Genomic DNA, 24878 nt, shown 5'->3' with positions numbered 1-24878 from the left:
AAAACCAAGCTTGGTCAGCAAGCTTGGTTTTGCATTATCATTCATTACATAAAGATGGTTTTGAATAGAGCCACAGCTACGATAGATGCAAGAATGGGAGCAACTACCGGTACCCAGGCATACCACCATTTAGAGTCCCCTTTATTTTCACCAAGAACTGTTTCTGGTAATAAGTGGTGGAGCAAACGCGGTGAGAGGTCACGAGCTGGATTCAAGGCTGGGCCTGTAGGTCCGCCGAGTGAAATAACGAGAGCGGCAACGAGGAAACCAATACCTATATGGGCAACTGATAGGGAGCCAGAAGTCAGTAATGAAACTTGTCCACCAGCTTGTTCAATAAATTCATCTACTGATAGACCATATTGTTCAGCCATTGGTTTAAGTATTTCTGAACCAAAGTAATTTTTAGTAAGGGCCATCGCACCAAAGAAGAGAACGAAGGAACCGATAAATTCATTAATAAAACCATTGATAAGAGCTGGTCGACGGCTTTCTTCCGTACCATCATCAATAGCTGGGATGGTTGAGAATGAACCGAGGATATTGTTAGGATTATCCGTTTGTCTGAAATAAGGGATGTGCCCCAAAACAACAAGACTTTGGCCGATAAAGGCTCCAACAAATTGAGCAATGAGATAACCTGGAACATAGGTCCAGTCAAACAGACCTGATACAGCCAAGCCCAAGGTGAAGGCAGGGTTTATATGATTACCCGAAACACTACCAAACATCAAGGCTGGCATCATTACGGCAAAACCATAACCAAAGCCAATGACGAGCCAACCTGAAGCACGACCTTTAGTACCTTTAAGCTCAACATTGGCAACAGCACCGTTACCGAGTAAAACCATGAGAGCTGTCGCAATAACTTCGGTAATATACTTGGTTAGCCATTCCTGCGCTAACGCTTCTTTAAAAAAATCATTCATTCGTCTAGAAAATCCTTTCTGATTACAACAATTTAGACAGTTACCATTTTATCAAGTATAATAAATAAAGTAAAGGAATTATTGAAATTAAAACGTTTACTAGTGAGGTCATTTATGAAATACAACCAATTTAGCTATATTCCAGTATCCTTAAAAACTGCCGAGAAGGAATTATGGGCATTGGGATTTGATCTTAATCCCCAAAATACAAACAAAAAGAATCTGGAAATCTTTGTCCGTCACATTCTTTTTCAATATCAAGATAAGGACTTTCCAGTATCTAACATGATTGCTGATTTTGAGACAGATCTGTTAACTTTTTTTCAATCGGATAGGGCTTTAACAAAGGAAGAATTTGATACCATTGCTCTGCAGCTTCTGGGCTTTATCCCAAACGTTGATTTTACTGATGGCCAGACCTTTGTTGCCAAGAGTCGTTTCCCTATTGTCTATAATCCCGATGAGTTCCTGCTCAATCTCCACCAACTCCTAGCCACACGTCAAAAATCAGGAATGACCTTGCTTGATCGCTTGATTAGTCAGGAAATCATACCCGTAGATAATCAACATCATTATTTTAATGGTAAGAGTCTAGCAACCTTTGATACCTCTAATTTAATCCGTGAGGTTGTCTATGTTGAGACCGATGTAGATAGTGATCTTGACGGGCAAAAGGATCTGATTCGTGTTCATATCTTACGACCAAGGGCTATTCAAGCCCTACCTGTCGCCATGACAGCCAGTCCCTATCATCAAGGAACCAATCCTGTCGCCAATGATAAGAAAATGCATAAGATGGAGAAGCAATTAAGCTACAAAGAATCTAAACATATTCATATCTTAGACAAAGCTATATCCGAACCGAGTTATGAGCCAACAAAGGTCCCTGAAAGCCCAGCAACAGAAACCTTCACTCAGATTACCAACTATACACTTAACGATTATTTACTGGCGCGTGGCTTTGCTAACATCTATGTATCTGGCTTGGGGACGCTAGCTTCTCAAGGCTTTATGACCAGCGGAGATTACCAACAAGTCAAGGGATTCCGCGCTGTCATTGACTGGCTTAATGGTAGAGCAAACGCCTATACCAGCCCTAAGCGCCAAAAACAGGTTAAGGCTGATTGGGCTTCAGGCAAGGTAGTAAGCACAGGGCTATCTTACCTAGGTACCATGTCCAATGCTCTTGCTACGACTGCAGCTGAGGGCTTGGAAGTCATCATTGCCGAAGCTGGCATTTCTTCTTGGTATGATTACTACCGTGAAAACGGCTTAGTTTCAAGCCCTGGTGGCTACCCTGGTGAAGATTTGGATGTGCTCACAGAGTACACCTATTCTCGCAATCTATCCGCTGGTGAATATCTTCGCAGCAACAAAGCCTATCAGGCCTTCCTCCAAAAACAAAGTGATGAGTTAGAACGTGAAACAGGCGATTATAACCAATTCTGGCATGACCGTAATTATCTTGTCCACGCCGACAAGGTCAAAACTGAAGTAGTCATAACTCACGGCAGTCAGGACTGGAATGTCAAACCTATTCATGCCTATCAGATGTTTAGAGCCCTACCTGAACAAGTTAAAAAACACCTCTTCTTCCACAACGGAATGCACGTTTACATGAACAACTGGCAGTCCATTGATTTCCGTGAAAGTATGAACGCCCTCTTGAGTAAAAAACTTCTCGGACAAGATAATGGATATGAGTTGCCAGAGATCATTTGGCAGGACAATAGCCAAGAGCAAACCTGGCAAATCCTAGGGCAATTTGGTAGTGAGCATTACTATGCTTTTGAGCTAGGGGAAAACCAAGAAAGTATTCCAAACCAGTATACAGAAGAACTATTTGAGAGTTACAGCCAAGACTATAAAATTTTTAAAGCCCACCTCTATGATGGTAAGGCTAATCAGATTACCATTGATTTAAAGCTTAATGAGGCCTTGCATTTAAACGGGCGTCCGCGCCTGATCTTAAAAGTAAAATCTTCCCTTGCCAAAGGTATCCTCTCAGCTCAGCTCTTAGACTATGGTAAGAAAAAGCGTCATAAGGATGTCCCTAGCGTTCAGGTCGCCAAAGGCATCGACAATGGTCGCCTTTATGCGCTTGAGAATTGCTCGGAGCTTCCTTTCACCGAAACCCCTTATCGCCTAATTAGCAAGGCTGTTCTCAATCTACAAAATCGTCAGGGACCACTCAAAATTGAAGAAATTGTGCCTGATGAATGGATGACTCTAACCTTAGATCTACAGCCAACCATCTACAGACTATTCAAGGGCGATCAGCTCCGTCTCCTGCTTTATACCACCGATTTTGAACATACCATTCGTGATAACAGCCCCTACCAATTAAGAGTTGATTTAGCAGCATCCCAATTATTGCTTCCTGTTATAAGTTAAAAGCCTTGGGGGCCAAATGGCCCCCAAGGCTTTTAACTTATAGGTAGATGCTAATATCTAATATCAGTCAAGCAGTTAATATCGAGAATTCCAGCCGGCATTTCCACCAGTAAGTAGGTTGGCTGTTGAATTGTTCCCAATAGAAACAATTGTCCGCCCCCAATCTACTTGAACACCATTATAGGGATCAGAATATACACCATTACCGTAGTATTTACCGCCTTCAACGGCCATCAGCATATCCGCATCTATCGTAGTGAATTCCTTAATTGATTGTGTCATAATAAACACCCCTTTCTTTTTTGTTAACTTTTCCAAGCTAACAAGGCCATTGTAAATGCTTAAGACGTAGTTGTAAACCCAAAACCTGAAAGTAAGTGAACTTTAACTACTGCGTTAGAAGAATGAAAAACTCTAAAATTAGTTTGTCATTTTTCTTTCAAATGAAAATAATTTATATTTTAGTTAAAGGCTTTAAGCTTGAGCTTCAATTGGCATAAAATTACCAACGATTTTTCCAACGATACGTGGTTCTTCATCGTAGGGAGCAAATTTATCAGCATATTGTTTATTAATAGAAACAAGTCGCAGACCCTCTTCTTCTCGATAAACACGCTTAATATAGGTTTGTCCATCCCAATCAACAGCATAAACAGCGCCATCATAATCGAAACCGGTTTGTTTAATCAGGACAACCTCACCGTTGAGATAGGTTGGCTCCATTGAATTTCCAAAAACCCATGAAGCAAAATCATGATCCAGCTCTTCATCATAAAAAACCTCATCATAATTACCATCATTAAAATAGGTGTAACCTGTACCAGCTGATAAACGCTCAAAGACTTTATAAGCATAGAGCTTCTTACCAGACTCTGATTTAACCTTCCCTTGATCCGCTAAAAGATGGTGAGCAAAATCCAGCGTTTTTCTCTTATTAGCCTTATTGAGTTGGACATAAGTCTCAACAATTTCATGTTCAGATAAGAAATATGATGGGCTGACCTTCAAAATTTGACTGAGTTTGTCCCAATTTTTCTGATTTGGCTTGGTATTACCGTTTTCCCAGTTGAAGTAAGAAGGTCTGGAAATCCCTAAAAGGCGGGCGAGATCTGCTTGTGACATCTCCAGTTCTTGTCGGCGTTTTTTTAATTTGGCTGCTGAAAACATAAAAAACCTCCTTGGTTAGTTTTTTAACTTACTGTTAGTATAACACATAACAAAACATTCATCAAGGAGATTTTCTTATTATTTCCAAAAGTCGTCAAAGACCGTGATAGGAAGATGACGCTTGTGCTCACCCTTGTACCACCAAGCTTCAATTTTTTCTTGGGCTTCTGGGCTAATTGTCTTTCCTTCAAGATAGTCATCAATATCCTTGTAGGTGACTCCAAGGGCAACTTCATCAGCAATACCTGGTTTATTTTCTTCCAAGTCAGCTGTTGGAATTTTTTCATAGAGCTGCTTATCAGCCCTTAACTCTGCTAAGAGCTGCTTCCCTTGGCGTTTATTGAGACGATAAAGTGGTAAGATATCGGCACCACCATCACCAAACTTGGTAAAGAAGCCCGTGATATTTTCTGCTGCATGATCCGTACCGATGACAGCTCCTTGCCTTTCGCCAGCAACAGCATATTGTGTAATCATACGCTGGCGAGCTTTAATATTTCCCTTATTAAAATCAGATACAGCCACTCCTGCTTTAGCTAATTCAGCAACCTGACCATCAACAGCTTCCTTGATATTGATAGTCAGCGAAATATCAGGATTGATAAAAGCCAGAGCTCGTTGCGCATCTTCTTCATCCGCTTGAACCCCATAAGGAAGGCGAATAGCGATGAACCGATAGTCTTCATCACCAGTTTGATCCCGCAATTCTTGGATTGCTATTTGAGCTAGACGTCCAGCTAGACTAGAATCTTGACCACCTGAAATGCCCAAAATATACGTTTTCAAAAAACGATGTTTAAGCATATAGTCCTTGAGAAAGGTTACCGAACGTCTGATTTCTGTTTTAGCATCAATGACGGGCTTAACCCCTAATTCTTTAATAATTTTTTCTTGTAGAGTCATAAGGTTACTCCTTAAAAATTCTCTGTCTGATTAGCTTTTTGACGCATTTGAGCAATCAAGTCCATCTTATCCTGCCAGACGTCCGGTGCCAGATCGACCGGATAATCCTGAGGGTTAAGCACACGCTTATATTCATCCCAGAGATCATCCAATTCGGCTTTGGCATATTCTCTTATTTCATTTAGGCTCGGTTGCTTATAAACCAAACGCCCTTGGTCAAAAATATCAACCAGCAGCGGAACAGCTTCAAAATTTTTGACAGTCTTATTGATATAGGTGTAAGTCGGATGGAACATGTGCAACTCTTCAAATTCATTGACATCAACATCATGATAGGTGATATAATCCCCTTCCGACTTACCCTTCTTACAGCTGGTAATTCGCCAAACCTGCTTTTTACCCGGAGTAGAGACTTTCTCAGCATTATTGGACAGTTTGATAGTATTTTGCATCTGGCCTTCATCATTTTCTAGTGAAACAATTTTATAGACTGCTCCGAGAGCAGGTTGATCATAAGCGGTAATCAGCTTGGTGCCGACACCCCAAACATCAATCTTAGCCCTTTGCATTTTGAGATTCAAAATTGTGTTTTCATCTAAATCATTTGAAGCATAAATGTGCGCATCGGTAAAACCAGCTTCATCCAGCTGTTTGCGCACCTTTTTAGAGAGGTAGGCCAAGTCGCCAGAATCCAAACGAACACCCAAGAAATTGATTTTATCACCCAAGTCCTTGGCTACACGAATAGCTGCAGGTACACCCAAGCGTAGGGTATCGTAAGTATCCACTAGAAAAACACAGTCCTTATGCGTTCCTGCATAGGCCATGAAGGCATCGTAGTCGTTACCATAGGCTTGAACTAGAGCGTGAGCATGAGTCCCTGATACTGGAATATCAAATATTTTACCAGCCCGCACATTTGAGGTCGCATTAGCGCCGCCGATTACAGCTGCACGCGTTCCCCAAATAGCAGCGTCTAGTTCCTGTGCTCGGCGTGTCCCAAATTCTAGCAGAGGCTCATCATTGATAACAGACCTAATACGAGCTGCTTTGGTCGCAATTAAGGTCTGGTAATTTACAATATTTAAGATAGCTGTTTCCACTAACTGACACTGGGCTAGTGGTCCTTCAATCTGTACAATCGGTTCATTGGCAAAGACTAAATCCCCTTCTTGGGCTGATTTGACGCTAAGACTTAGTTCCAAATTCTCCAAATAAATTAGAAAATCTTCTGGGTAACCCAAGTCTTTCAGGTAGGCTAAATCCGTTTCTGAAAAATGTAGATTTTCAAGATAATTGATAATTCTTTCTAAGCCTGCAAAAATAGCATAGCCATTGGCAAAGGGCTCCTTGCGGAAGAAAACCTCAAAAACGGCCTTTTTATTGTGGATGCCTTGGTCAAAATAGACCTGCATCATATTGATTTGATATAAATCGGTATGTAGTGTTAAACTATCATCTTGGTACATGAATGGTCTCCTTTAAATTTGTGACTATTATAACATAATTAAAGAAGGATATAAAAAAGCTGGAAAACTAAGTCCAGCTTTAAAAAATATTCCTATTGTTCTGGCTTAGTAAGATTGAGTCATCCACTAAGCGTGTTCTGTAATGTACTTATAGACCTGCTGACCTGCTACTGCACCGTCGCCGACAGCTGTAGTGATTTGGCGCAAATCTTTTTGGCGGATATCACCGATAGCATAGATACCATCAAGACTAGTTTTCATATCTTTATCGGTAATGATCCAGCCAGTTTCATTTGTAATGCCTAAATCTGTCACCATTTCTGATACAGGATCGAGACCGACATAGACGAAGACACCGCCAAATTCATGGTTGGTCACCTCTTTTGTTTTAACATTTTTTATGTCGACACTTCTGACCTTGACATCGTCACCCTTGATTTCTTGTACAACAGAATCCCAGATAAAATCAATTTTTTCATTAGCAAAAGCACGATCCTGTAAAATCTTTTGGGCACGCAATTCATCGCGACGGTGGACGATGGTTACCTTATTAGCAAATTGGGTGAGATAAATGGCTTCCTCAACAGCAGAATCACCACCGCCCACAACCAAAAGATCTTGTCCGCGGAAGAAAGCTCCATCACAAACAGCACAGTAAGAGACACCGCGACTATTAAATTCTTCTTCACCAGGGACACCTACTAGTCGATGTTTAGCACCTGTTGCCAAAATAATTGTTTTAGCATCATAATATTCATCGCTGGTCAAAACACGTTTAAAATCGCCGTGATCCTCAACCCTTTCAACAATTCCATAAATATTTTCTACTCCAAATTTTTCCAGAGGTTCATACATTTTCATAGATAGCTCCGGTCCGGAGATGGCTTCAAAACCAGGATAATTTTCAATATCCGAAGTATTATTCATTTGGCCACCTGGAGCTCCCTGTTCAATAATCCCCACCTTGAGATTACTGCGTCCAGCATAGAGAGCTGCGGTCATACCTGCTGGTCCTGAACCAATAATAAGTGCATCATACATATTTCTCTCCTTTTTTCGTATCTTAGTATCCTTAGTTTACTCCAAAAGTCAACAATGGTCAATCAAGATGACTTGATTATAAGAATAATAGCCATGAAAGCAAATGATAGGACAGGAATTGAAATAAGAGCCATCATAATACCATCGTACAGAGTATTTTGACGCTCACTGACCGTTTTATCCTTAAGCTTTAAAGCACGATAGGATATCCAAAAAATAACAGCTAAAATAACGAAAATCAGAGCGAGAAATAGTCCTTGCAAATAGAACTTAAAAATGGTTGTTAACATGATTATCCTTCTTCGTTTGAAAATAATTACTCGTCTGGTTAACCAGACGAGTAATAAAACTTATCTCTATTATATCAAATATAAGATTTCTTGTAACTAGCAAAAAATTCTTTTGTCCGTTCTTCTTTAGGGTGATTAAAAAGTTGATCAGGAGTTCCCTGCTCAAGAATATGCCCTTTTTCTAGGAAAAGAACCTTATCGGCTACCTGAGCAACAAAGTTCATGTCATGACTGACCAAAACCATAGTTTGACCAGATTGAGCAGCGTCAGCGATTGATTTCTCAACTTCTCCGACTAATTCAGGGTCTAAGGCTGATGTAGGTTCATCTAAAAGTAAAACATCCGGCTTCATGGCCAAGGCTCGCGCCAGAGCAACCCGTTGCTTCTGTCCGCCCGACAAGTGACGAGGGTAGTGGTTTTGACGGTCATATAGGCCTACCTTGCGGAGTTCTTCCTCTGCAATTTCTGTCGCCTCGGCATCGGGTAACTTCCTGACAATTTTCAAGCCTTCCTTGACATTTTCAAGCGCTGTGCGGCGTTCAAAAAGATTAAATTGTTGAAAGACCATGGCCAATTTGCGACGCAAGGTTAGAATTTGATCCTTGGTGATGGTTGTAAAATCCACCTTAAAATCATCAATTTCAATCGTCCCTGAATCAGCAGTTTCCAAATAGTTCATACTGCGCAAAAAGGTGGATTTCCCAGCACCTGAAGCACCAACGAGAGCAATAACCTCTCCTTTTTGGATATCCAAATCAAGACCATCTAAAACCTTTTGGCCTGAAAATTCCTTGGTTAAGTTCCTAATCTTGATCATTAGCCAGTTCTCCTTCCTTAAGGGTAATATTATCGGGCGACTTAATTTCCATGCTCTTTTCAATATAGCGACCGATATTTTCAATAATAATACTGATTATCCAATAAATAAGGGCAACCGAAATGTAGCGTTCAAAGTAGCGGTAATCACGACCACCAATAATTTTAGCTTGGGCGAACATTTCAATAATACCTGCACTGAAAGCCAATGAAGTTCCTTTGGTTAGGCCAATTAAAGTATTAATCAAACTTGGGGTCGCAATAACGGCAGCATTAGGAATAATGACCCGACGATAAATTTGAACATTGGTCATCCCCAGACTCTTGGCTGCTTCAATCTCTCCCGAATCGACTGCTTGAATGGCTGCACGAATCGTTTCACTGGTGTAAGCCGCCTCATTAAAAGCAAAGGCTACAACAGCAAAGATGATCGGCGGAACATCGTTGATATTCCAGTTCAAATTGTATTCCATCTTTAGATAGCGCAACAAAAGTGGAATCCCATAGTAGGTCAACATCAGTTGAACCAAGATAGGCGTTCCCCGTAAAAAACTAACAAAGAATGCTTGGAGGCGATAAAGAACTGGTACACGATTTATTTTAACAATGGCGAATAGAAGGGCTAAAGCTAAACCAAAAATAGAACCCCAGAAGGTTAGCCACAGAGTCATCGGTAGACGCTCTAAAATATTAGGAATAGCACTAAAAACAGAACGAATACTAAAGAGCCTACCGTCTGGTAAAGACCTTAAAAATCCATCATATTGACCTGAATCGATAAGGTAATGCCAGCCCCATACTGCTAACGCAAGGAGTACAAGGACTAGAGCAAAAAAGACAAGCATCTGCCCTTTGACTGACTTTAAAAATTGTCCCCCCCTAGTATTAGAGCTATTTAATTTAAGTTTTTGTATTTGTATCATAATTTCTCCTGTGATTTTCAACTATCTTTTTAATTTTACCACCCTAAAAGCTAGCTGTAAAATAGTTCGTTTTAAATAAGTTTACTAGACTCCCAAAATAAACGAGGCTTGCACCAAAGCCTCTACTCCGTTTAATATAGCAATGCAGCTATTAAAATATTAACCGTATTATCAATATCTCCTCGCCTAAACTTATTTATTATCAAGACTTGAGACAAAGTCTCCACCAAAATATTTCTTGCTAAGTTTAACCAAGGTACCGTCCTTTTGTAACTCCTTGAGACGTTTGTTCACAAAACTGTTCAATTCTTTACCTTGATCAGACTTGGCAAATAAGAAATATTCTAAGCCATCCTTAGAAGAGCCTACATCATCTTTTAGCGGCGTCACTGCAAAATCATAACCTTGATCTTTAGCAGCATAGGATGACGAGATTTGATCATAGAAAATAAAATCAATCTTCTCTTGCTCTAGGTCTTGCAGACGCGATGAGAAACCTGTATCTCCTGAAACATAGTTGACCTGAATAGGAGATTTGTCGGGATGTTTGTCATTCCAATTTTCCAGTGTCTGAGCATAATTTGAACCCGCGATCGCTTCTGTTGACTTGCCAGACAGTTCATCTAAACTATCATATGCCTTTCCTGATTTCGTTACAATAGCATAATTTGATACCGAGATAGGGTCAGAAAAGAGGTACTTCTTAGCTCGATCTTCATTGTAATTAAAATCATTGGCAGCAATTTGATAACGCTCCGAATCAATTCCGGGCAGAATTGAATCAAAATCGGTCGTTTCAAATTTTAGATTGTATCTATCAGAATCCTTGAAAACAGCCTGCAATACCTCAATATCATAACCAGTATGCTTATTATTTTTATTGGTAAAGGTGAAGGGGGCAGTATCAGAGTCTGTTGCCACGATAATATCTTCCTTACCCGATCCTGCTTTAGAAGAACAAGCCGTAAGAGAAAGGATACCAAGACCTATGACCAAACCTGCTGCTAGTATTTTTCTCAATTTCATATTTCCTTCACCTCATTCTTCAAGATGATACTAGTTTAGCATCTTAAAAACATTTTGGATAATACTGATTTTCTATCAGTCGATAGCTAAAGCATATCAAAAAGGCAGGACTTTTGTCCCAGCCTCTTGTATCTATCAAACATCAAAATGTTTGCTTTTTAGCTTTGCGATTAGCCCGACTTTTAGCACGTGCTTCAGCTCGACGTTCACGCTTGCGCTTTTCGTCAACCTTCCACTGAATTTTTTTCTTGTAGCCAGGTTTCACCTTTTTCTTTTTCTTCTTAACCAGACCAATCATTTCAGTATCTAGTTTCTGATAGGATTTTTCACGATTAGCACGGCGATCACGTTCATAAGTATCCTGAAACTCACCATCCTTCAAAACTTTGGGACTGAACCTAATTCCCATCTTTTCCAAATCACGAATGTCACCGTCATCACTTGGCTGGTACAGGGTAATAGCCGTTCCTGATAGACTATTGCGCCCTGTTCGACCTACCCGATGAACAAAAAAGGATAGGTCTTGAGGAATAGCATCATTGATAACATGACTGACACCTTCAATATCAATCCCTCTTGCAGCCAAATCGGTCGCGACAATATATTCAAATTGAAGATTTTTGACTTGATTCATAATCCGCTTACGCTCCCGCGGCGGAATCCCTCCATGAATCTTAGCAACCTTGAGACCATTGCCAGTCAAATAGGCGTGCAGGTCATCAGCTCTTTCCTTGGTGTTGACAAAAATCATAGCCAAATAAGGTTGCAGGACCTGAGCAATTTCTAAAATCTGTGCATTTTTATCCCGTCCCTTGGTGGAAATTAACCAGTTATCAATCGTATCTGCAATGACTGTTTCTGACTTGATCTGTTCAATAACAGGATTGGTTAAATATTTTTTCAGGAAGGGCTGTAACTTTTGTGGGATCGTTGCTGAAAAAACCAAAAATTGGACTTGTTTAGGCAGGCTAGCTGCAATTTTATCTACCGTATCCAGAAAACCCATATCTAAGGTCATATCCGCTTCATCAACAACAAAGATCTGTGCCTTATGAATGTTAAGACTCCCAAATTTAACCAAATCGTAAATCCGACCAGGTGTACCAATAACAATATGAGGCTGGGAGGATTTCAATTTTTCAGTTTGGCGAAGCTTGTCCGTTCCTCCAACATAGTTGGCGATACGTATCCCTGTCTCAGACTGATCTGCAATTTGTTTAGCAGCCTGATAAATTTGCCTAGCTAATTCACGGCTGGGCGCTGTAATGACAGCCTGTACATCCTTATCATTTTCATCTAATTTTTCAAAAATAGGTATCAAAAAAGTATGGGTCTTACCAGATCCTGTTTTTGATTCACCTACTAAATCACGACCCGAACGAACGAGGGGAATCAATTTTTGCTGAACCGGAGTCGGTTCAGTAAATTTCATTTCATCCAAACTCTTTTGGATATAGGGTTTAAAATTAAAATCTTTAAATGACATGCTTACCTCAATTTATAATTACTGAAAGTCGGATCTTCTATCAACTTATTTACCATGCTAATGCTCAATGCCCTTATATTATAACATGAAATAGGATTGTTCGCTTTTTCAAATTCTCAAATGATCAGTTAAAACTCAGTTTGGAAAGAGTTATAAATTATTTTTACATGATGTAAGGTAAAATTCTTGAATAATTATTAGTTGATTACTCTTCTCTATCTTGACCTATCTAGTCTCAAATTTTTCTTGTCTACGGGTTTAGCATTTGTTTCATCAAATCACCAATGTTTTACCAACAGCATACATTCCATAATCATAATTTTGCTTTTTATTTTTACCTCCTTAAAAAATAATTGAGAACAAGAAAAGTTCTCAGACTTGCACCTAAGAACTTCATGTAAGCAAATGTCTATTAAACTAGCTTTTTTACAAGAGATACAATATCCCCAATACAATCAAGCTGGCAAGGACTCCGAGGCTCCAAAGAAAAGCATCAACCTGCCACTCAGACCACTTACTTCCCTCTTTTTTAAGGCTTAAACCGCCAAGTTCTAAATGATGGTGGAAGGGAGTCATACGGAAAATACGCTGCCCCTCACCATACTTCTTCTTAGTGTACTTGAAGTAAGAAACTTGAAGCATAACCGAAGCGGTCTCAAGCACATAAACAAAGCCAATAATTAACAGAGTCCATTCCTGACGCAGAGTAATAGAAATTGAAGCCAACATAGCCCCCAAGGCTAGGCTACCAACATCTCCCATGAAAACTTTGGCTGGCTTATGATTGAAGACAAAGAAGCCTAGGAGAGCACCAATCATTACCACAATAATCAAGAGAATATCAGTCTGCTTTTGGATATAAGCAATAATACCATAGGCAGCCAAACTAATAGCTACCGAAATTGAGGCCAGACCATCAATCCCATCTGTCAGATTAACAGCATTTGAAAAGCCGACAACCCAAAAAAGAACAAAAATCAGATAAAAAATACCAATATGTAGCTGATAGCCAAAGATATTTATAGCATCGGTGCCACTCGGTCTTACATGCAAAAAGTAAAAAATGAGACCAGCAATAATTTGCAGCGACATCTTCTGCCAAGGTGTCAACCCTTCATTGATTTTTTTAAAAATCTTCAAGAAATCATCGAGAAAACCAATAATACCATAAATGACAACAACTGATAAAATACCTGCTGTCGCTCCAAATGCTGGACCCTTGAAAGAATTTAAAAATGAGAAAATCAAGGTCACAAGAGTAGCAGCAAGAATAAAGACTGTTCCCCCCATAGTTGGAGTTCCAGCCTTAGCCATATGTTGCTTAACATCCTCGTGCATCTGTTGACCAGCAATTTTTTTCTTCTGATAAAATTTGATAAAGAAGGGCATGCTGACAACCGTTAAAATAAAGGCTGTCAATCCCGCTAATAAGGTGAGTAGCATTTTATTCTCCTAGAGTAATGGTTAATTTTTTAACGTCTTTCAAATCAGTTCCGGAATTAATATTTTGCTTGATAACAGTTCCAGATTCTGATCCTTTAAAGGTCACTTTGAGACCCATCCAATCGGCAAAAGTTTGTACATTTTCCTTGGTCCATCCATACATATCTGGTAACTCTTTGATCTTGTCTGTTAAAATCAAGACCTGACTACCTGCAGACAGATTCGTTCCTGCTTTAACGGAAGTTTTTTTAACCTTGCTTCCTGTTCCTAAGGAAACCACATGAACTAGATTTTGACGCAGCGTGACAGCAGCATCACCGGCACTCTTACCAGTGATATCTGGCATCTTATAAGCTGTCTCACCAGAAGACTGTGAAGCAACAGCCGTTGAAGATAATTCATCCTGCATCAGCATAGCCTGTTCCAATACTGGATTGATGACATCTGACCAATAGGTGATACTGAAATGCTCAGGCTTCTTCAAGGTAACATACATGACAAACTTAGGATCATCAGATGGAACCATGGCGACGACAGAGTAGATATAACTATTCTGTCCTTCCTCATAGCCTCCGTCTTCTTTAGCATACTGAGCAGTACCAGATTTCACAGCTACAGAATAGTCTCCAACCTGAATAACTGGAGAAGCTGTTGAAGATGAATAGAGTGTTCCATACTGACTATCTGTCCCAACAGTTACCATGTAATCACGCGTTTGGCTAGCAGCATCTGATGATACTGGATTACCAACAACCTCGGTAGAACCAACTCTGCTGCTATTCTTATCAGGATCATAGACCTGACTGATGAAACGGGGTTCTAGCATGACGCCATCATTGGCAACAGAAGAAAAGGCGCGCAACATTTGAGTCTCTGTTACCGAAACTCCTTGACCGAAGGCCGACATTGCTGTCGTTACCTCATTATCCAGTGATACCGACCCGGATTCTTCATTAGCCATTCCAAAGCGCGTTGGAAGACCAAAACGGAATTTGGAGAGATAACTGCCCCATGTTGAATCTCCTAACTCTTGCTCCAGAATGGTCATGCCAACATTTGAAGAATAGGCAAAACCTTGAGCTAGGGTCATATTTTGCCCTGTAGAGGTTCCGTTGTTGACCGACCAGTCATTTATTGTTGTGTCAGCGATGGTAATTCCATCCCCATTATAATAGGACTGATTGGGATTGAAAGCCCCCTCATTGATAGCCGATGCTAGGAGCATAACCTTCATGGTTGACCCTGGTTCATAGTTGGTCCCATAGAGCATATTGAGCCAGTTGTAACCTTCATCTTTACTCATTCCCTGCAAGGTATCAGCATTGTAGGTTGGACGCTGTGTTGTTGCTAAAATTTCTCCTGTTTCAGCATTAACCAAGGTTGCACTGGCATCTGTCGCACTACCAACGTCTTTCATAAAAACATCCATCTGGGTTTCCAGATAATTTTGCAAGGTAGCATCAAGCGTTGTATAGACATCACGACCATCAACTGTATTCTTAACCGTTTTTCCGGTACCAAATAGGATATTACCATTCTCATCTTTTTCGTAAGTTATCTTACCATCTGTACCAGAGAGCGTATCATCCATTGAGGCTTCCATTCCAGTTGTCCCAACTAGGGTAGCATCACCTTTTTTACCATTTTTACTTTGGGCAATCCCGATAAATTCAGAAGCAAATGTTCCATTAGGATAGAGACGACTAGCGCTGGAGTCAAAATCAACTCCTTTGATCCCTTCTTTCTCAGCAGCTTCTTGAATGGCCTTCATGGTGCTATAAGACAGCTTAGATCCACTGGATCCAAAATAAACTTGTGTTAAATCCTTCTGCTCTAATTGTTTTTTGGCGTAATCAGTATCAATCCCAATCTGCTGGTTTAAAATTTCAGCCAATTTATCAAATTGACTGTCTTGAACGTAGAGTTTCTCTTTCGAAGCTGAAACATATTTTTTATCGATAATGGCATAAACCGTATAAGTTGTAGAATTTTCCGCAATAACATTGCCATTGCGGTCATAAATAGAACCTCGCTTAGCCGCCTTGGTAACGGTTGTTTGATAAACATCCTTAGCGTTTTTAGATAAATCAACTCCAAACTTCTTATCGGTCGCAATAATAATAGCAAAATTGATGAGAAAGACAAAAAAGATAAAGACCGTCGTAATCATCAAATTTTGTCCAACATGCTCACGATTGACACGAGGACTCCGACGATCTCTAGTTACAAAAGTCAAAAATCGATTGATTAAATTTTTCATGTCTTACTCATTACTCCCAATATTCCCAAGATTAGAATTATCAATCGACAAGCCAGCACGCTCTGCAATTTCAGCGACACGCTCGGAGCGTGTCAATTCATTTACTTCCTGCTTGGCATTGTTCAGATCAGTTTCTGCATCACTAATCTGGCTATTAATCTGCGTGATTTCTTGCTTAACTTGCAGATTGCGACTCTGTAAATAAATGATACCGACAGACATTAAAACTGCCGCAATGATGATAGAGCCATAAAAGGCCACCTCTAGTCTGGAAAACTTGCGAAAACGCCGCTGAAAAGCATCTCTGATTGCTCTTTCTTCTTGCTTTTTATTAGCCATATTAACATCTACTTTCGAATTTTTTTAGCCACCCGTAACTTAGCTGAGTGGGCACGATTATTAACATCCAATTCCGATTGAGTCGGTACAAGGGGCTTGCGGTTAACTAATTCCATTTTAGGTTGCATATCCTCTGGAATAAAGGGAAGCCCTTTAGGAACATCAATCGTAGAAACTTCTTTGAAGACTTGCTTGATCAATCGATCCTCCAAGGAATGAAAAGTGATAACAGCAATACGACCATCAACCGCTAACATTTCCATGGCTTGCTGAATGGATTCTTCTGCTGCACCAAGTTCATCATTAACCTCAATGCGAATGGCCTGAAAAATCTGCTTAGCAGGATGACCTTTTTTCTTGAGTTCCTTGGCTGGTTTAGCAGATTTGATAACTTCTGCTAACTGACCCGTTGTTTCAATTGGTCCTTTAGCTCTCTCCTGCTCGATCTTGCGGGCAATCTGCTTAGCAAATTTATCTTCACCATACTTAAAAAAAATCCTGACTAAATCCTGATAGGTGTAACTATTGACCACATCATAGGCAGTCAGTTTAGCTTCCTGATTCATACGCATATCAAGTGGCGCATCTTTTTTGTAGGAAAAGCCACGCTCCCGCTCGTCTAACTGCGGGCTAGAAACACCTAGGTCATATAGAATACCATCAATCTCAGTTACCTCATTTTGGGTCAACTGTTTTTTTAAATGGCGAAAATTATCTTTAATAAAACTCACCATGCCTTTATCGATATACTCTTTCAATTTAACCTGAGCATTATCAATCGCTATCTGATCCTGATCAAAGCAGTAAAGGTGACCTTCTGGGCCCAGTTGGGACAAGAGATAAGCGCTATGACCAGCTCCACCCAAGGTTGCATCCACATAGATACCATCTGGTTTAATAGCCAGCATATCTACGGTCTCAGAAAGCAGCACTGTCACATGGTGAAATTCGTTTGTCATAGCTTTTATTTTACCATAATTTAGGTAATTTTGCGCTAATAATATTTTAAATAACAACTCGTCTAATTAGACTAATACTCCAAACAAAAGAAAGTGGGATAAAAATCACTAAACTGTGATACAATCGCAATTTATCGATTTTGTCATCCCGCCTTTTTCTGCACAGTTGATTAGGTTGCCAGCTATCACTTGCTTAGCAAGGGATAAGGACTGCCAATCAACCTTTGCTTTAATCTGGTAAAGCTAGGGCAAAACAAAAAGGCAGGATCTTGCTCCAGCCTTCTTTTTTTGGTTAACATAATTATAAGATTACTAATCTCATCTATGATTATTCTCTGATTTGTCCCTGTCCATTGATGTAGAACTTGGTTGAAGTCAAAGCCTCCAAGCCCATTGGTCCACGCGCATGCATTTTTTGAGTTGAAATACCGATTTCGGCACCCAAGCCAAAAATGAAACCATCTGTAAAACGCGTTGAAGCGTTGACATAGACCACAGCTGCATCTACCTGCTCCTGGAAAGCCTCGGCAGCTGCAATATTTTGGGTGATAATGGCTTCGGAATGATGAGTTGTGTAGGTATTAATCCAGTCAATTGCTTGAGATAAATTATCAACAATCTTGACCGACATAATATAATCTAAAAATTCTCGGCCGAAATCTTCTGGCTTAGCAGGAAGAGCGGTTTTTAAATAGCTCTTGGCACGATCATCTGCCCGAAATTCCACCTCATGAGCCTCAACAATTGCGTCTTCCAATTTTGCTAGAAACTCTTCAGCCACAGCTTGGTGGACAATCAGGCTCTCTGCTGCATTACAAACACTAGGGCGTTGAGTCTTGGCATTGATCACAATCTTCGTAGCCATCTCTAGGTCAGCTGTTTCATCAACATAGACATGAACATTACCAACTCCTGTTTCAATGACAGGTACCTTGGCTTTTTCTTTGACCGTCTGAATTAGATGAGCACCGCCGCGAGGAATCAGCACGTCAATATAGTCGGTTGCCTTCATCATCTCTTCGGCAACTTCATGGCTAGTATCTTCAATCAGCTGAACAGCATCTGGTGTGACCCCTGCTTCTGTCAAAGTTTGTCGGATAATATTTACAAGAGCCATATTGGAGTGAATTGCATCACGACCACCGCGTAAAATAATCGCATTATTGGTTTTAAAGGCTAGACTAAAAGCATCTACAGAAACGTTGGGGCGACTTTCAAAAATCATTCCAACGACGCCTAAAGGGACACGTTTTTGTAGAATTTTAAGACCATCGCTATTGGTAAAACCTTGCACTACCTGCCCAATGGGATCCTTTAAATCCGCAACCTGATGCAGACCATCTGCCATTGCCTCAATACGTTCTAAAGTTAGACGGAGCCGATCCGTCATCACTGAGCTAATCCCATGTTTCTCCGCCACTGCCAAATCCTTGGTGTTCTCAGTCAACAAATGAGCACTATTAGCGATTAAATTTTTAGCAATAAGCTCTAAAATAACATTCTTATCTATCGCTCCAATGCTTAACAATTCACGACTGGCTGACTTTGCTTTTTGTCCTAATTGATTAATAACTGTCATTGGTTACTCCTTTCTAAACCAAGTTCCTAACTTATCACCGGCTAAAAGTCGCAGAATATCCCTAGGATTTTTGCCATTCATTAGGACCATTTGTCTACCCTGATCAAAAATAATTTGAGCCGACTGGACTTTGCTCAACATCCCACCGGTTCCAAATTTACTACCTGCACCACCTGCAGAGGCCAAAATATCATCGGTAATTTCAGTGACATGATCACGCAAGACAGCATCCTCGTAAACATTAGGATTCCTATCAAAAAGACCATCGATATCAGACAGCATAATCAATAAGTCAGACTTGGTGATACCCGTTACAATGGCTGACAAACGGTCATTATCCCCAAATTTGGTCTGATGATCCATCTCTTCAATACTGACCGCATCATTTTCATTGACAATGGGAACAATTCCTCTGGCAATCAAGGCTTCAAAAGCATTGGTGAAATTTTCCAGACTTTCAGGATACACCACCACATCTCTTGTAATCAACAGCTGACTGACATTGGTTTGATAGTGAGAAAAAATTTGCGAATACAGGTTCATCATCGCCACCTGTCCCACACTCGAAACAGCCTGTTGTTGATCAATATCGGTCGGACGTTTCTCCTCATTTAATACATTGAGACCAAATCCCATGGCTCCAGAAGAAACCAGGATGACTTCCTTGCCCTGATTCATCAGACTAGCGATGACAAAAGCTAGCTGGTCAATTTTATTTAGATTGATTTTTCCATTTGGTAAAACCAGGGAGCTGGTTCCAATCTTAATAACCAAACGTTTTACCGTATCAAAATTTCGTTTCATATTTATTCTTATATAAAGAGAAGGCGGGCATCCATCTCACAAGGAATTCGAAGCTAGCTACTAACTCTCTTCAGCCCCCTTAAGATGTACTGCCTCGCCATCTAAAAATTTTATCAAAATCTGACAGTCAATCTGTCAATTAATCATTGATAACTTAATTAAAGCTCTCCGTCAACTGTGGAACAACTTGTTTCTTGCGGGAAACTGCACCTTCCAAGAAAGCATGGTTATTTTCGAGGACGAAATCAAAGGCTGCTTCAACTCTATCCATGTTACTCCCCAAAGCCAAAATTTCAGAATTTGAATTGAGGATATCTGTAATCATAAGAATAAAATCTGAGTAACCGTTGGCTGCGCGCGACTTTTCAATCGCTCCTTCAATTTCAGCTTGACGCATCAAAACATCATTGATATCAACTGTATTGACTTGAGCTACACGCACATTATTGCCATTGAGTTCAAAAGTTTTAGCGTCAATATCAATCAATTCTTCAGCAGATTTGCTAGCAAGATTGGTTCCTGCTTTCAACATAGCTAAACCGTATTCCTCCAGATCAACACCAGCAATTTCAGCCAATTCTTTGGCAACTGCTGGATCTGACGCATGAGTTGTTGGTGATTTCAAAAGCAGAGTATCAGAAATCAAGCCTGATAAGAGCAGGCCAGCTACTTCTTTAGGAATTGCTGTGCCAGTTTCTTTGAAAGCACGAAAAACAATTGACGAGGCGGAACCAACAGGTTCAAGGCGCATGTAAAGTGGATTAGCTGTTTCAAAATTGGCAACACGGTGGTGATCAATGACAGCCATGATTTCAACATCACTAATATCCTTGATAGATTGTTGGAATTCATTGTGGTCTGTTAAGATAACCTGTTCTACTCCTTCTGCCTTAGCAGATTCTACTACACGCGGAGTTTCAACCTTAAAGTAGTCTAATACAAAAGCTGTTTCTTCGTTTGGTTCTCCCAGCCCAACACACTCAGCATTGCGTCCCCAAGCTGTACGTTCTAAATAAGCCCAGCCATATGATGATGCAATCGCATCAGTATCAGGATTTTGGTGTCCAAAAACTAAAATTTGTGACATGACTCTACCTCGTAAAAACTTTATTTCCTTAACATTTTAGCAAATTTCCAAACATAAAGAAAGAGAAATAGGAAATTTCCCATTTCTCTCAATAATCTCTGTCAGACTCATCTGGAGAGAGTTCCAGAGAATCTAAATCAATAATATATGAATCACCTTCATATTCGTCATAAGCTTCTGGATTTACAGAATCAGCATAGTCCTGCCCATGTTCGTAAATCGGCTCCTGATAAGAGGCATAAAGCTGAGAATCACGCTTCTTATCTCTTTCAGCCATTTTTCTACTAATAAGATCATGAAGATACTTAATAGCAATCAGAGCCAGCTGATAAGCCCAAATTAATAATGATTCAATAAAAATAATAATTTCAACAACAACAACGCCCAACAAACCCCAAATCATGAAAAAGGTGATAAAGATTTGTGTCAGGATACGCTTTAAATCACCCACTTGATCATTGTGGAGTGAAACGATTTCCATAAATAAATCGAAAATCCCCTGCAAAAGAGCCGATCTAACATGCCTTGACCCATTTTTAGAGTCACCTTGCTCTCTAGCTCTCACCGCTACAAATTCGCCATTGTCATCTTGAAAAAGATCCACCCTATCTCCTAACCTAGGGACAAAACTAAAAGACGAACGATCAATCCGTTTAACTTGACCGTCCGTATTAGCAAGGACAACGACCTCGTTATCAATTCTCAATACGCGATACATACAATACTCAACTTTCTCGATTCATCATATCACAAATTCACAATGCTGTCAAAATAGGCATTCTCCCTATTATTGAAGATAGTCAACTTGAAAATATCATCAAAATAGTCTTACCCTAAGCTCTTTTTTTCAGCTTAACAACCGCCTCTATTCTAGCGGTGTGTGGGAACATATCTACCGATTGAATATAATCAACTTGATAAATTTGTGTCAGTCGAACCAGATCTCGTGCCAAAGTCGAAACATTACAGGAGACGTAAACCATTTTTTCTGGTGCAGCCTCAATAATGGTTTGTAAAAGTTTATCATCTAAGCCAGTTCTTGGTGGATCCACAATGAGAGCATCGGCATGGTAGCCTTCATCATACCATTTTGGAATTAAATCCTCTGCTTTCCCAACTTCGTAATATGTATTTTCAAATCCCATAGCATAGGCATTTTTCTTGGCATCTTCTATAGCTTCCGGAATAATATCCATACCACGCACCGACTTCACCTTGTTTGCAAAAGCAAAACCAATAGTACCCACACCACAATAAGCATCAATCAAATGGTCATTTGGAGATACATCAAGAGCTTTGACAATTTCAGTATAAAGCACCTGTGTCTGTTCAGGATTCAACTGATAAAAAGAACGAGGAGAAAGGGCAAAACTATAGTCAAGCACTTCTTCTTGAATAGTTTTTCGCCCCCAGATGATTTCCGTTTCTTCTCCATAAATTTCACTCGATTTGGAGCGGTTATAATTGACTGCAATCGTCACGATTTCTGGAAAGGCTAGATGTAACTCCTTAATAAGAGCTGTCAAACGAAGCTGACAGCTCGTGACAAAGATAATTTGCACCTGGGAGCTAGCCTGAGCCTTACGTACCATGACGGTTCGAATACCAGCAATTTTACGTTCATTATAAATAGGAATCTTATATTTAGTCAATAAAAGAGTTACTTTATTAACAATTTCTTGTGTCAATGAATCCTGCACCAAGCAGTCTTGTAGAGATACCAGACGATGAGAATTAGCAGCGAACAACCCCGCCTTAACTGAATTACCGAATGAGCGTGTTTGAAATTGCAATTTTGCGCGATAATGATAGGGCTCCTCCATTCCCTTGGTCTTACGGATTTCATAAGATTCATAGTCTGAAGGTTTAAATTTTTTTAAGGCTTGGACAACCATATCATCTTTGAAATCCAACTGTTTATCATACCGCAAATGCATAATTTGGCAGCCTCCACATTCCTCATAAATAGGACACTGAGGCTTTACACGAAATTTGGAATGTTTATTAATTTTTAATAGTTTAGCTTCCGCAAAATTACGCTTAAGTGCTGTTACTTGACAAAAAACATCCTCCCCCTTGAGGGCTCCTGGAACAAAGACCAAGGTTTTCTTATAAAATCCAATTCCCTCGCCGTTTATCCCCATACGCTTTATTTTTAGCGGGATTCTTTGCTTAAGCTGTAAATTCATTATGGGAAACCTTTCTAAAAATGCTATAAAAAACAATTAAATTTACTGATAAGTAGCTTGATAAAGCAGCTCTTGATAGCTTTGCACCTAAGACAAAACTCTTGCTAGATGCCCTTTTATTCTAACATTTTTGCTATAATAAACCTATGAAAATCACTAAAATTGAAAAGAAAAAACACCTTTATTTCCTTGAATTAGATGACAAAGAAAAACTTTATATTACTGAAGATACCATTGTCCGATTTATGCTCTCCAAAGGAATGGATATCAGTAAAGAACAACTAGACGATATTCAAACCTTCGCACAATTCTCTTATGGCAAAAATCTTGCTCTCTACTATCTTTCCTTTAAACAACGAACTGAAAAAGAGATTAAAGACTATCTTTATAAACATGAAATTGATAGTAACATAATTCCCCAAGTTCTGGATAATCTTAAAAGAAATAAGTGGATTGATGATTATCGCTATGCCGAAAATATAATCACTCAAAACTTTTATAATGGTGATAAAGGCCCTCATATATTGAGCCAAAAGCTTAGTCAAAAGGGAATCCCTAAGTCTGTCATTTCAGAAGTAACAGAAAGCCAAGATTTCTCAGAAATTGCTGAGCGAACCGCTAAAAAATTGTATAAAAAATACGAAGGGCGTTTTCCGACCAAAGCTATTAAAGATAAAATCACCCAAAATTTACTCAATAAAGGATTTGATTATCAAGCAGCTAAAATAGCTCTTGCAGGCCTTACTATTCAAAAAGATGACCTAGATGATATGGAACTCATCTATCGTGAGTTAGATAAACTATTACCAAAATATCAAAAAAAATATGAAGGCTATGATTTGAAACAAAGACTGACTCAAGCTCTAGCTAGAAAAGGATATGACTTTACAGATATAGAAGCAGCTCTACGTGATTACCTCTAAAAAGACCTTTTCAGCTTTCAGCAGTGATTTTTCTACTAAATTATGATAAACTATAACAGATAAACTAATTGTAGAAGGTCAGATGCCATGAAATTACCAAAAGAAGGCGACTTTATTACAATTCAGAGTTATAAGCATGATGGTAGTTTGCACCGAACCTGGCGCGACACTATGGTACTAAAAACAACAGAAAATGCTATTATCGGCGTTAACGACCACACACTCGTAACTGAAAGTGATGGCCGACGTTGGGTGACTCGTGAACCAGCAATTGTTTATTTCCATAAAAAATTTTGGTTTAATATCATTGCAATGATTCGTGATAATGGCGTTTCCTATTACTGTAATCTGGCAAGTCCTTATGTTATGGATGAAGAGGCTCTCAAATATATAGATTATGATCTAGATGTTAAAGTATTTGAGAATCACGAAAAAAAATTGCTCGATGTAGACGAGTATGAGACTCACAAGAGAGAAATGCACTATTCAAAAGATATTGATTTCATCTTAAAAGAAAATGTTAAAATTCTTGTTGATTGGATTAATAATGAAAAAGGGCCTTTTTCAGAGTCATACATCAATATTTGGTACAAACGTTATCTTGAACTCAAGAGTCGTTAAAGTTGCAAAAAGAGGCTGGGACAAAAGTCCTGCTTTTTTATTTTGCTTTACCAGATTAATGCAGTAGTTGATTACAGTTTACCGATTTTGATCCCATTCTCTTTAAAATTTGATATATAAAAAGCTGGAAGAAATTCCAGCTTAAAAATCTAAATCTAAAATGCCGGCTACATGACTTGAACACGCGACCCTCTGATTACAAATCAGATGCTCTACCAACTGAGCTAAG

The 24878-nt window shown here is 39.5% G+C and carries 23 protein-coding genes; 3 read left to right on the top strand and 20 right to left on the bottom strand.

The annotated features are described in order from the left end of the window. Positions 1-44 precede the first annotated feature (44 nt). The gene (gene gla, locus ACFOSE_RS03675; RefSeq protein WP_380430781.1) at positions 45-851 is read right to left on the bottom strand and encodes an aquaglyceroporin Gla; all 807 of its coding nucleotides are present in this window, start codon (positions 849-851) and stop codon (positions 45-47) included. 192 nt (positions 852-1043) lie between these two features. Between gla and ACFOSE_RS03670 the strand changes: the two genes are divergently transcribed. Beyond that, entirely contained in the window at positions 1044-3323 is a 2280-nt protein-coding gene (locus tag ACFOSE_RS03670; RefSeq protein ID WP_380430655.1) for a Xaa-Pro dipeptidyl-peptidase, read from the top strand. A gap of 75 nt (positions 3324-3398) precedes the next feature. Here ACFOSE_RS03670 and ACFOSE_RS03665 read toward each other — a convergent pair whose 3' ends face one another. From ACFOSE_RS03665 to rlmD, 19 genes are all read right to left on the bottom strand, one after another. Further along, the gene (locus tag ACFOSE_RS03665; RefSeq protein WP_380430653.1) at positions 3399-3605 is read right to left on the bottom strand and encodes a bacteriocin; all 207 of its coding nucleotides are present in this window, start codon (positions 3603-3605) and stop codon (positions 3399-3401) included. A gap of 192 nt (positions 3606-3797) precedes the next feature. Beyond that, positions 3798-4490: a LexA family transcriptional regulator gene (locus ACFOSE_RS03660; RefSeq protein ID WP_380430650.1), complete on the bottom strand. Its 693-nt coding sequence runs from the start codon at positions 4488-4490 to the stop codon at positions 3798-3800. Between the two features lie 78 nt (positions 4491-4568). Continuing rightward, the gene (gene nadE / locus ACFOSE_RS03655) at positions 4569-5393 is read right to left on the bottom strand and encodes an ammonia-dependent NAD(+) synthetase (RefSeq protein WP_380430647.1); all 825 of its coding nucleotides are present in this window, start codon (positions 5391-5393) and stop codon (positions 4569-4571) included. 11 nt (positions 5394-5404) lie between these two features. Next, complete coding sequence (locus tag ACFOSE_RS03650) at positions 5405-6862, bottom strand: nicotinate phosphoribosyltransferase (protein WP_380430644.1); 1458 nt, start codon at positions 6860-6862, stop codon at positions 5405-5407. A gap of 126 nt (positions 6863-6988) precedes the next feature. After that, positions 6989-7903, bottom strand: coding sequence for a thioredoxin-disulfide reductase (gene trxB / locus ACFOSE_RS03645; RefSeq protein ID WP_380430641.1), 915 nt, complete (start codon positions 7901-7903; stop codon positions 6989-6991). Between the two features lie 62 nt (positions 7904-7965). After that, entirely contained in the window at positions 7966-8193 is a 228-nt protein-coding gene (locus ACFOSE_RS03640) for a DUF4059 family protein (RefSeq protein ID WP_380430638.1), read from the bottom strand. Between the two features lie 74 nt (positions 8194-8267). Next, complete coding sequence (locus tag ACFOSE_RS03635; RefSeq protein ID WP_380430636.1) at positions 8268-9011, bottom strand: amino acid ABC transporter ATP-binding protein; 744 nt, start codon at positions 9009-9011, stop codon at positions 8268-8270. Then, complete coding sequence (locus tag ACFOSE_RS03630) at positions 8998-9855, bottom strand: amino acid ABC transporter permease (protein ID WP_380430778.1); 858 nt, start codon at positions 9853-9855, stop codon at positions 8998-9000. The genes ACFOSE_RS03635 and ACFOSE_RS03630 overlap by 14 nt, the downstream gene beginning before the upstream one ends. Before the next feature lie 270 nt (positions 9856-10125). Next, positions 10126-10959: a transporter substrate-binding domain-containing protein gene (locus ACFOSE_RS03625; protein WP_380430634.1), complete on the bottom strand. Its 834-nt coding sequence runs from the start codon at positions 10957-10959 to the stop codon at positions 10126-10128. Between the two features lie 142 nt (positions 10960-11101). Further along, on the bottom strand, positions 11102-12445 hold the full coding sequence (locus ACFOSE_RS03620; protein WP_380430632.1) for a DEAD/DEAH box helicase: 1344 nt from the start codon (positions 12443-12445) through the stop codon (positions 11102-11104). Between the two features lie 426 nt (positions 12446-12871). Beyond that, on the bottom strand, positions 12872-13888 hold the full coding sequence (gene mraY, locus ACFOSE_RS03615; protein WP_380430630.1) for a phospho-N-acetylmuramoyl-pentapeptide-transferase: 1017 nt from the start codon (positions 13886-13888) through the stop codon (positions 12872-12874). A 1-nt stretch (position 13889) separates the two neighbouring features. Continuing rightward, positions 13890-16148, bottom strand: coding sequence for a penicillin-binding protein PBP2X (gene pbp2x, locus ACFOSE_RS03610; RefSeq protein ID WP_380430627.1), 2259 nt, complete (start codon positions 16146-16148; stop codon positions 13890-13892). Between the two features lie 3 nt (positions 16149-16151). After that, entirely contained in the window at positions 16152-16487 is a 336-nt protein-coding gene (gene ftsL / locus ACFOSE_RS03605) for a cell division protein FtsL (protein WP_380430625.1), read from the bottom strand. An 8-nt stretch (positions 16488-16495) separates the two neighbouring features. Next, a complete protein-coding gene (gene rsmH, locus ACFOSE_RS03600) occupies positions 16496-17446 on the bottom strand; it encodes a 16S rRNA (cytosine(1402)-N(4))-methyltransferase RsmH (protein WP_380430622.1) in 951 nt (316 codons plus the stop codon). A gap of 328 nt (positions 17447-17774) precedes the next feature. Then, a complete protein-coding gene (locus ACFOSE_RS03595; protein WP_380430619.1) occupies positions 17775-19025 on the bottom strand; it encodes a glutamate-5-semialdehyde dehydrogenase in 1251 nt (416 codons plus the stop codon). Between the two features lie 3 nt (positions 19026-19028). Beyond that, a complete protein-coding gene (gene proB, locus ACFOSE_RS03590; protein ID WP_380430616.1) occupies positions 19029-19829 on the bottom strand; it encodes a glutamate 5-kinase in 801 nt (266 codons plus the stop codon). A gap of 154 nt (positions 19830-19983) precedes the next feature. Continuing rightward, entirely contained in the window at positions 19984-20916 is a 933-nt protein-coding gene (locus ACFOSE_RS03585; RefSeq protein ID WP_380430613.1) for a manganese-dependent inorganic pyrophosphatase, read from the bottom strand. Between the two features lie 88 nt (positions 20917-21004). After that, positions 21005-21634 carry a hypothetical protein gene (locus ACFOSE_RS03580; RefSeq protein ID WP_380430610.1) on the bottom strand — a complete coding sequence of 210 codons (630 nt, stop codon included), beginning with the start codon at positions 21632-21634 and terminating at the stop codon, positions 21005-21007. Positions 21635-21749: 115 nt separating this feature from the next. Further along, a complete protein-coding gene (gene rlmD, locus ACFOSE_RS03575) occupies positions 21750-23105 on the bottom strand; it encodes a 23S rRNA (uracil(1939)-C(5))-methyltransferase RlmD (RefSeq protein WP_380430607.1) in 1356 nt (451 codons plus the stop codon). A gap of 146 nt (positions 23106-23251) precedes the next feature. On the opposite strand from rlmD, the gene recX reads away from it, so the two are divergent. Next, complete coding sequence (gene recX / locus ACFOSE_RS03570; protein ID WP_380430604.1) at positions 23252-24028, top strand: recombination regulator RecX; 777 nt, start codon at positions 23252-23254, stop codon at positions 24026-24028. Positions 24029-24115: 87 nt separating this feature from the next. Further along, positions 24116-24649: a nucleoside tri-diphosphate phosphatase gene (gene ntdP, locus ACFOSE_RS03565; RefSeq protein ID WP_380430601.1), complete on the top strand. Its 534-nt coding sequence runs from the start codon at positions 24116-24118 to the stop codon at positions 24647-24649. Positions 24650-24878: the final 229 nt, after the last annotated feature.

The sequence above is a fragment of the Streptococcus dentapri genome (assembly GCF_042649885.1).
GTDB classification, from domain to species: Bacteria; Bacillota; Bacilli; order Lactobacillales; family Streptococcaceae; genus Streptococcus; species Streptococcus dentapri.
Note: the sequence above shows the minus strand (reverse complement) of the source record. Positions and strands in the feature narration are given on the sequence as shown.